The organism is Pseudomonas sp. 65/3-MNA-CIBAN-0223 (genome assembly GCF_040310425.1).
Classification (GTDB): Bacteria; Pseudomonadota; Gammaproteobacteria; order Pseudomonadales; family Pseudomonadaceae; genus Aquipseudomonas; species Aquipseudomonas gregormendelii.
This window is the reverse complement of sequence record NZ_JBEOPV010000353.1, coordinates 1-235: the sequence shown is the minus strand read 5'-3', so window position 1 is coordinate 235 and position 235 is coordinate 1. Positions and strand designations below refer to the sequence as shown.

Genomic DNA, 235 nt, shown 5'->3' with positions numbered 1-235 from the left:
AGCGTGTACTCGATCGTCAGCACGCGTTTCTCGCCAAGCTGGGAAATGTAGCGCTTGCATGCCGCGAGCAACATATCCAGCGGATACTTCTTGTTGATCGGCACCAACTGGTCACGCAGCTCATCGTTGGGCGCGTGCAGCGACAACGCGAGAGAAACGTCGATGACCCTGGCCAACTCATCGATCATCGGCACAACGCCGGATGTCGAGAGCGTCACCTTGCGCTTGGAAATAC

1 pseudogene is annotated in these 235 nt (G+C 57.0%); it reads right to left on the bottom strand.

Features of this window, described 5'->3' with window-relative positions:
- Positions 1 to 235, bottom strand: a pseudogene (locus AAEZ09_RS29195) (23S rRNA (adenine(2503)-C(2))-methyltransferase RlmN); the annotation flags it as partial.